Origin of the sequence: Phenylobacterium sp. (genome assembly GCF_031181185.1) — a bacterium.
Lineage (GTDB): Bacteria > Pseudomonadota > Alphaproteobacteria > Caulobacterales > Caulobacteraceae > Phenylobacterium.
In genome coordinates this window covers 1-7,986 of record NZ_JAPSKZ010000166.1, presented here as the reverse complement: position 1 = coordinate 7,986, position 7,986 = coordinate 1, and the positions used below count along the sequence as shown (strand labels likewise).

At 72.5% G+C, this 7,986-nt stretch carries 7 protein-coding genes; all 7 read right to left on the bottom strand.

What is annotated here, in order from left to right; genetic code table 11:
• The coding region (locus RIF93_RS16475; protein WP_309092538.1) for a glycosyltransferase family 4 protein at nucleotides 1–1,007 on the bottom strand (1,007 nt) is incomplete at its 3' end.
• Entirely contained in the window at nucleotides 1,007–1,753 is a 747-nt protein-coding gene (locus RIF93_RS16470) for a class I SAM-dependent methyltransferase (RefSeq protein WP_309092537.1), read from the bottom strand. The genes RIF93_RS16475 and RIF93_RS16470, both read right to left, overlap by 1 nt.
• On the bottom strand, nucleotides 1,746–3,047 hold the full coding sequence (locus tag RIF93_RS16465) for a glycosyltransferase (protein ID WP_309092536.1): 1,302 nt from the start codon (nucleotides 3,045–3,047) through the stop codon (nucleotides 1,746–1,748). Before RIF93_RS16465 ends, RIF93_RS16470 begins: the two co-directional genes overlap by 8 nt.
• Nucleotides 3,044–4,270, bottom strand: a complete 1,227-nt coding sequence (locus RIF93_RS16460) for a glycosyltransferase (protein ID WP_309092535.1) — start codon at nucleotides 4,268–4,270, stop codon at nucleotides 3,044–3,046. The genes RIF93_RS16465 and RIF93_RS16460 overlap by 4 nt, the downstream gene beginning before the upstream one ends.
• A complete protein-coding gene (locus tag RIF93_RS16455; RefSeq protein ID WP_309092534.1) occupies nucleotides 4,270–6,048 on the bottom strand; it encodes an ABC transporter ATP-binding protein in 1,779 nt (592 codons plus the stop codon). The genes RIF93_RS16460 and RIF93_RS16455 overlap by 1 nt, the downstream gene beginning before the upstream one ends.
• A complete protein-coding gene (locus tag RIF93_RS16450) occupies nucleotides 6,045–7,037 on the bottom strand; it encodes a glycosyltransferase family A protein (RefSeq protein ID WP_309092533.1) in 993 nt (330 codons plus the stop codon). The genes RIF93_RS16455 and RIF93_RS16450 overlap by 4 nt, the downstream gene beginning before the upstream one ends.
• 9 nt (nucleotides 7,038–7,046) lie before the next feature.
• Nucleotides 7,047–7,986, bottom strand: a 940-nt coding sequence (locus tag RIF93_RS16445; RefSeq protein ID WP_309092532.1) for an NAD-dependent epimerase/dehydratase family protein, incomplete at its 5' end; no start/stop codon positions are given.

Genomic DNA, 7,986 nt, shown 5'->3' with positions numbered 1-7,986 from the left:
AGGCCATGCGCGTCGCTGGCGACCACAGGCCGTGCGCACGCCATCGCCTCGAGGGGGGCCACAGGCATGCCCTCGGTGCGCGAGAGGGTCACGTAGACGTCGGCGGCGGAGAGCCAGCGGCGGACCTGGGTCGGATCGGTGGTGTAGGCGGCGCGCCAGTCAACGGCCTCGGCGCCGGCGAGATGGGCGGCGAACACGTCGTGGTCCTGGCCGGACCCGAGGAGGACCAGGCGTGCGTCCGGGCGGCGGCTGCGGACCTGGCGCCAAGCTTCGAGCAACACGTCGAGGCCCTTCCGATGAATGTCGATCCGCCCGTGCCAGACCACGAGGAAGGCGTCCCGCTCGACCCCGAGCCGGGTCCGCGCCGCCGCCGCCGGCTCGGCGCGCCACGCCTCCACGTCGACGGGATTGGGGATGTCGCACATCCGTTCGGGCGTGAGGCCGTAGCTCTGGGCGAGCCGCTCCCGCTCCCGCGCCGAGGGGACGATCAGCCGCTCGCACTGTCTCAGCGTCAGCCGGCGCACGCGGCGCTCCAGCGGCGAAGCGGTGACATCGCCACCCTGGAAGGTGGCGAAGAGCGGCAGCCCCCGCCGCCGCGCGAGCAGCGCCAGGGCGTCGAAGCGGGCGTGCTCGTAATCCTGGACCAGCATGGCCGAGCAGCCTTCCGCCGCCAGGACACGGTCGAAGGCGCGCCAGGGCGTTCCGCGCCACTGCTGGATCGCCTGCAGAGCGGGGAGGGCTCGGGCGCGCCCCTGACCGGTGCGGCGGCCCGGAACCAGCCAGATCGGCGCGCCGGTCTCTGCATGCACGAGCCGGCGGGGCGCCGCGACACGTTCGGAGGCGTAGACAATGACCGCTCCACGCCCCCGCCGCGCAAGGGCCGCGACATAGCCGAACAGCCAGCCCCCCTTCATCCGGATTGCGAACGCCTCCGCCGTGAGGCCGAGCGGATCGAGGAACACCTCGATCACCTCGCCCCAGGGAAAGATGGCGACCGGTCCTGTCATCAGCGCCGCCAGGCCGCCGCCGTTTCTGCGCCTCGCCCCGCAGGGTGGTGCAGCATGTAGCCGGCCGCGGCGAGCGGAGCCGCGGCGAGGTAGAGCAGTTTGCGGGCGCGGCGTCCGAGCCGAGAGAACGCCACATCGTGGTAGATGGCGGTGAAGCCGTTGATGAAGCTCGCCCGGCGCTCGGGCGCGCCGCCGAAGAGGCCACGCAGCTCGCTCTCGGCATAGCCCCGCCGGACGTGGCCCCATTCGGCCATCAGTTCTTCCTCAGGCGGGCAGACCGGCCGCAGCGCGCCATGGTGCGGGTAGCGCCAGGTGGCGCAGGGCGTGGAGACCAGGACATATCCGCCGGGCCTGACAACGCGCTGGGCCTCGGCCGCCGCCGCGCCGTCCGCCTCGATGTGCTCGAGCACGTCGAACATCGTCACCGCGTCGAAGGCGCCGTCCTCGAACGGCAGGCGGGTGGCGTCGGCGCAGACGAAGACCGACCGCGCGCCGGCCGGGCCCTGGCCAGCCAGGGCGGGGTCGACATCGACGGTCACGACCTCGGCCTCCGGATAGAGGAGGGCGGCCAGGCCGCTACGCCCGCCGCCGATGTCCAGAACCCGGGGACGTCGGGTGTCGTCGCGCAGCCGCTGCGGCGCGATGCGGTGGATGGCGCGCATCTTCTCCCGGTAGAAGAGGCCGTCGGTCAGACCGTTCGGGAAGGGGTTGCGCGACAGGAAGGCGCGCAGCGGGGCCTTATGCATGTCGAATCTCCCGGGCGAGCGGTTCCGGGGCGGCGGCGCGCCGCTCGCGTCTCCGCCATCCAGGGCGGCAGAGATAGCCCAGGCCCTGAGCCCAGCCGGTCACCTCGTGCGCCAGCAGCGCGAGCCGCCAGCCGGACAGCGTCTGGACGGCGCCCAGCGCCGTCTTGGCGAAGTAGATCGGCAGCTGTTTGAAGATCCGGGTCGCATCGCCCGACGGGCCGTAACGGTCGGCCTGGACCACGAGGGCCGAGACGTGGCCGCGCATGTAGGCCCGGTACTGCGCCCGCAGCTCCGGCCAGGTGCGGCGGTGGTGGTGCCGCACATAGGCGCGGGGCTCGTAGAGGCAGACTCCGCCCGCGGCGAGGATGCGATACCAGTATTCGGAATCCTCGGAGCAGCCGGAGGCGCCGGCGCCCAGCCGTTCGTCGAAGCCGCCTAGGGCCGCGAACACCGCCCGGCGGAACGCCATGTTGGCGCCCGCGCCGATGCGCCAGACCTGGGGCCCCATGGCCCGCGTCGCTTCGAGGAAGCGCGCGTCAAAACGCAGGGGCACGTAGCGCTGGGTGAAGCCGCCGAGATCCAGTTCGAACGCCCGCTGGGCCGCGGTGTCCAGCCGCGCGGGCAGCACAAGACCGGTGACGGCGTCGACGGACGGGTCCTCGAAAGCCCGGACGATCTCGCCGGTCCAGTTGTCCGGCAGTTCCACGTCGTCATCCGTAAAGGCCACGATCTCGCCCGAGGCGGCGGCGACGCCGGCGTTGCGGGCGATGCTGAGGCCCGGCCGGGGCTCATGCACATAGGTCACGCCGTTACGACCCGCCGCCACCTCGCGGGCGCTGGCCGACGGCGCGTTGTCGACCACCACGACTTGGCCCGGCGGACACCGTTGCGCCGTCAGGCTGTCGAGGCAGGCGGCCAGCATGGCCGGACGATCGCGTGTGCAGATCACCACGCTAAGCAGATCGGCGGCGGGCGCCGGTCGCCCGGCGACGCGGTCCAGCAACGGCAGAAGCTCGCCCGGCGCGTCGGTCGGCCGGATGGGCGAGATCGGCGCGCCGTCGATACCCGCCCGCATCGGCGCGCCCGCGCGCGCCAGGGCCTGATCGGCGATCATCTCGGCGGCCAGGGCCGCCACATGGCCTCGGCGGAACGGGAGCTCGGCGGGCGACAGCGCCTTTGTCCCGAGCGGCAGGTCACGCCACCAGAACACCAGCAGGTGTCCGCGGTCGGAGGCGGGGATGTCCTGCGGACCCTGCGACAGATCGAGGTGCTTGACGATCCACGGCTCGCTCATGCGGCCTGCTCCCTGATCCGGCGGGACCGCGCCCGCGATCGGTCGTATTCGCCGGCCAGACCCTGCAGCCCGCCCCGGAACTCGGCCCAGGCGAAGCGGAACTCCAGGCGCCGGCGTCGCAGGGCGGCGCGCGCCATGGCCGCTACCCGGTCGCAGAGCCACCACCAGACCGTCGCCGCCTGGCGGGGGCGCAGGGCCGGGTCGGTGCGCCAGGACTTCACCAGGAAGGCCATGAAGCCGAGGCCCCAGGTCCAGTACTGGCGCTCGAGCTGCGGCAGGGTTTCGCGGTGCTCGTGGTGGACGGCGTAGCTGGGCTCGTAGACCATCGCCCGGCCCGCACGCAGGACGCGGTAGAAGATGTCCAGGTCGCCGCCGCCGGGCAGCGGGGCGCCGGTGTCCAGCGCCTCGTCGAAACCCCCCAGCTCCAGCAGGAGCCTGCGGTCGAAGCACATGTCGCACCCAGCCCCCAGGATGCCGGCGCCCACCGGATGCAAGGTGTTGCCGTGGCGGGCGTTGCGGAACTCGTCGGGCCGGAAGCCCCGGCCGAAGCCGCCCCGCCGTTCGAACTGCACCTGGGCCTCTGTGTCCAGCCGGAAGGGCAGGACGAGGCCCGTGTAGCCCCCGGCGTCCGGCGCCCGCGTCCAGGCGGTGTGGAGCCCCTGCAGCCAGCCTGGGTCGACCACCACGTCGTCGTCGAGGAACGCCAGGAGGTCCCCCGTCGCCGCCCGCAGCGCCGCGTTGCGCGCAAAGTCGAGGCCGGCGCGCGGCTCCAGAACGTAGCGAACGCCGTCGAACGCCTCGACGGCCGCCCGCGTGCTGTCGTCAGACGGCGCGTTGTCGACGACCAGCACCTCCAGGCTGGCGAACGGCGAGGCTGCGCGCACGGCCTCGAGCGATCCGAGCAGGCGACGCAGGCGCGCCGCGCGATCCTTCGTGCAGATCGCGATGCTGAGGGTCGGCGCAAGCAACGCGTCCGCCTCCGGCCACCGCGCGGCCAGCTCTCGCGCGGCGCGGTCGATCAGCACGGCCCGGCCGAACAGGCTCTCCGCCAGGTCCTCCGCCTCGGGCGGCTCGAGGCGGGCGCCCGGCGGAAGCTCGCGCATGGCAAATCCCACCAGCCGGCCTTCGTGGCGCGCCACGATCCCGACGCCGTCCTGCTCCGGCGACAGCGCGATCGCCGGCGGCGGTTGGGTGAGCTCAAGGTCGATGCGGAGATAGCCCATCAGGCGACCTCCCGCGCATCGTCCAGCGTCAGTCCGTAGAGCTGCGCGAAGCGACCGGGGCGGGCCAGGAGCTCCCGTGGCGCGCCGACCTCCGCCACCCGCCCTGCGTCGAGCACGACGACCTGGTCGGCGTTGCGGACGGTGGAAAGCCGATGGGCGATGACCACCACCGTCCGGCCTTGCGAGAAGCGCCCGAGCGCCAGCTGGAAGGCCCGCTCCGTCTCCGGGTCGAGGGCGTTCGTGGGCTCATCCAGCAGCAGCACGTCGGGGTCGCGCAGGATGGTCCGCGCCAGCGCGATCCGCTGTCGCTGGCCTCCGGAGAGCCGCAGGCCCCGATCCCCGAGGTTGGTGTCGTAGCCGTTCGGCAAGGCGGCGATGAACTCCGCGGCCCCGGCGATCTCCGCCGCCCGACGGATGGCCTCGGCGTCGGCAGCGAGGTCGCCATAGCCGATGTTCTCGGCGACGGTGGCGTTGAACAGCTGCGCCTCCTGCGCCATCAGCGACAGGCGGGCCCGCCAGGCGGCGACGTCGAAGTCGGTCAGCGGCGCGCCGTCCGCCAGCACTTGGCCGTGCTCCGGGTCTCGGAAGCGGAAGATCAGGCTCATCAGCGTCGACTTGCCGGCGCCGGACGCCCCGACGATCGCCGTCGTCTTGCCTGCGGGGATGCGGAAGCTGACGTGCTGCAGCGCCAGCGGCTCGTCCGGAGCGTAGCGGAAGCAGACGTCGCGGAACTCCAGTCCCTGCAAGAGGGGCGGGACCGGCTGATGTCCCGCCTTCAGCAAGGGGGTCTGCGTCTGGGAGAGGAAGACGTCGACGTCGTCCAGAGCCGCGCCGAGACCCTCGAGCGCCACCTTGCAGGCCAGGAATTCCCGCACCGGCCCCTGCAGCCGATAGAGCGCCACGAGGAAGGCGGCCAGGGCGGGCAAGGCGACGCCGAAGGCGACGCCGGCCAGGATCAAGCCGCCGATCAGCAGCGCCCCCAGAACCTCAGCTACCGGGCCCGGCACGGCCCAGAGAAGGTCGAGCGCCAGGATGCGACGGCGCATCCGGTCCGACACGCTGCGGAAGCGCTCGAGCTCGAAGCTCTCGCGCCCGAAACTGCGGATCAGCTGCAGCGCCCCGGCGCTCTCCCACATCCGCAGGCCGAACTGCTTGTTCTCCTCGACCACCTGCCCGCCCAGGGCCTCGGCGCGGCGGGTCGTCAGATGCACGACGAGGGCCGTTACCGCGATCATCGCCACCGCAAGGCCGGTGAGGCGCAGGGAGATCGACGCCAGGAGGCCCAGGAAGACGGCCCCCGTGATCACGCAGATCGCCAAGCGCCAGGTGAGGCTCAGCGCCTGGCTTACCTTCCAGGTGTTGTTGGCGAGCGTCGTGACGACGTCGGTCATCCGCACGCCAGGGCGGTAGTCGATGCAGGAGCTGAGCGTCTGGCCGAGCACCCGGACGCGCAGCCGGTGGGCGACGATGCCGTCGACGTAGCGGGCCAGGTAGCCGCCGGCGAAGCCCAGAACGTTCTTGGCGAGGATGCTCAGGCAGAGCCCCGCGACGAGCAGGGCCGTCCAACCGGGGCCGGACGGCCGATGGAGCCATTCCGGGGTCATCGGCGCCGCCTGGCCGCCCCCGCCCAGGCTCTGCACCAGGGGGATGAAGAGATAGAGGCCGGCGGCCTCGAAGGCGGCGGCCAGGAGGGCCAGGAGGATGATCGCGCCGGGCGCCCACCGCGGCGCCTCGGCCAGCCGCAGGCTCTGCGCCACGCGGGCCGGGACGCCGCTCATGCGGCGAGCTCGGCGTAGAGGGGGCGGTAGGCTCCGCCGCGACGCAGCAGCCGCTGCGCCGCCGCCTTGGCCCAGGAGGGGGCCCGAGCCTTGAGGGTCAGCCACGCGAGATCGCCGGCGCGGTCGGCGAGCTCGAAGCTGTGACGGAAACCCTGGCGGGTCAGGAGAACGGCGACGTTGCGCCAGGGCCCCGTGGTGAGCGCGCGGGCGAGCAGCCAATAGACCATCTCGCGCTCGTGCGCGTCGAAGTGAGACGCATACTGCGGGTAGGCGTCCCGGAACGCCGCCAGGGTCAGCTCGCACGACCACAGCATGCGAAGCGCATCGCTCGACATGTTGGCGCGCGTGACCCGATAGCCCGTCAGGTGGCGGCGGACGACCCGGAACTCGTAGTGCTCGGCGATCCGCAGGTAGATCATGAGGTCTTCGCAGCCCTGCGCCCCTCGCGACCGTAGGGAGGAGTCGTAGCCGCCGACGCGCTCGAAGGCCTCCCGGCGCATCAGGGTGCAGGAGCCGTTGCCGACGAAGTTCGCCCGGCAGAGCTCGCCGAACACGCGCCCCTCGTGCTCTGGCCGGTGCCAGACCGAGTACACGCGGCCCTCCTCGTTGATGAGCGCCGACCAGGTGTAGACGAGGCCCACCTCCGGCCCGCCTGCCTCGAGCGCCGCCATCTGCAGCGCGATCTTGTCGGGGCCCCAGAGATCGTCGGCGTCGACGAACGCCAGGTAGGCGCCGGCAGCGGCGGCCGCGCCGTTGTTCCGGGCGGCCGCCACCCCTGCGTTCGGCTGGCGCAGCAGGCGGATGCGACCGTCCTCGCGCCGCAGCCGCGCCACCCGCGCAGGTCCGTCATCCGTGGAGCCATCGTCCACGATCACGATCTCAAGGTTCGGCCAGGTCTGCCGCTGCACGCTCTGCAGCGTCTCTTCGATCGTCTCCGCCCCGTTGTGCAGGGGGATCACCACGGACACGAGGGGCTGGGTCGCCGCCATGCCCGCGCCTCAGGCGCCGAGCTGCAGGCCGTCGGGCGGAAGCTCGAGGCCCCCCGGGGCCAGCGGCGATCGTCGCCGCCGCGGCCGCTTCCGCTCCGCGGCCTCCACGATGTCGGGCGGCGCCAGGATCGGTTCCGGCGCGACCGGCTGGGCGGCCCCGTTCGCGAGTTCGGCCGCGAACCAGTCGATCGTCCGGTCGACGCCCTCTTCGTAGGGCACCGCGCAGGCCCAGCCGGGGATCACCCGGTTGGCGACCGTCAGGTCGGGCCGTCGGTTGGTGGGGTCCTGGGGCGCCGGGGCGAGGTGGACGATCGGGCACTGCGGGAACCGGTTCTGTATGTAGCGGGCCACGTCCAGCACCGGGATCTCGCGGTCGTTGCCGATGTTGACCGGCCCCGGATAGTCGACGCCGTCGCGCCAGAAGTATCGCGCGAGGCCCTCGACGATGTCGTCCACGAAGCCCCAGCTGCGGGTCTGGAGGCCGTCGCCGTAGATGGTCAGCGGCATGCCGCGCAGCGCCTGGGTGATGAAGTTCGACACCGCCCGGCCGTCGTCGACGCGCGTGCGCGGCCCGAACACGTTGAACAGGCGGACCACCTTCACCCGGACGCCCATCACCCGGTGCGCCTCGAAGAGCATCGCCTCGACGCACCGCTTGCTCTCGTCATACGAGGCCCGCGGGCCGGTGCAGTCGACGAAGCCGCGGTAGCTCTCCGGCTGGGGCGAGACCAGCGGGTCGCCGTACACCTCCGAGGTGGACGTGTAGGCGAGCTGGCCGCCGGGGCTCAGCACGTCCAGGAGCCGCATGGCGCCGACCACATTTGCCGAGATCGTCCGCAGCGGCTGGGCCATGTACCAGGGCGGCGAAGCCGGCGAGGCGAGGTGGTAGATCTCCTCGAACTTGCCCTTCAGGGGGACCCGCTCGACGTCGCCGATCAGGATCCGGAGC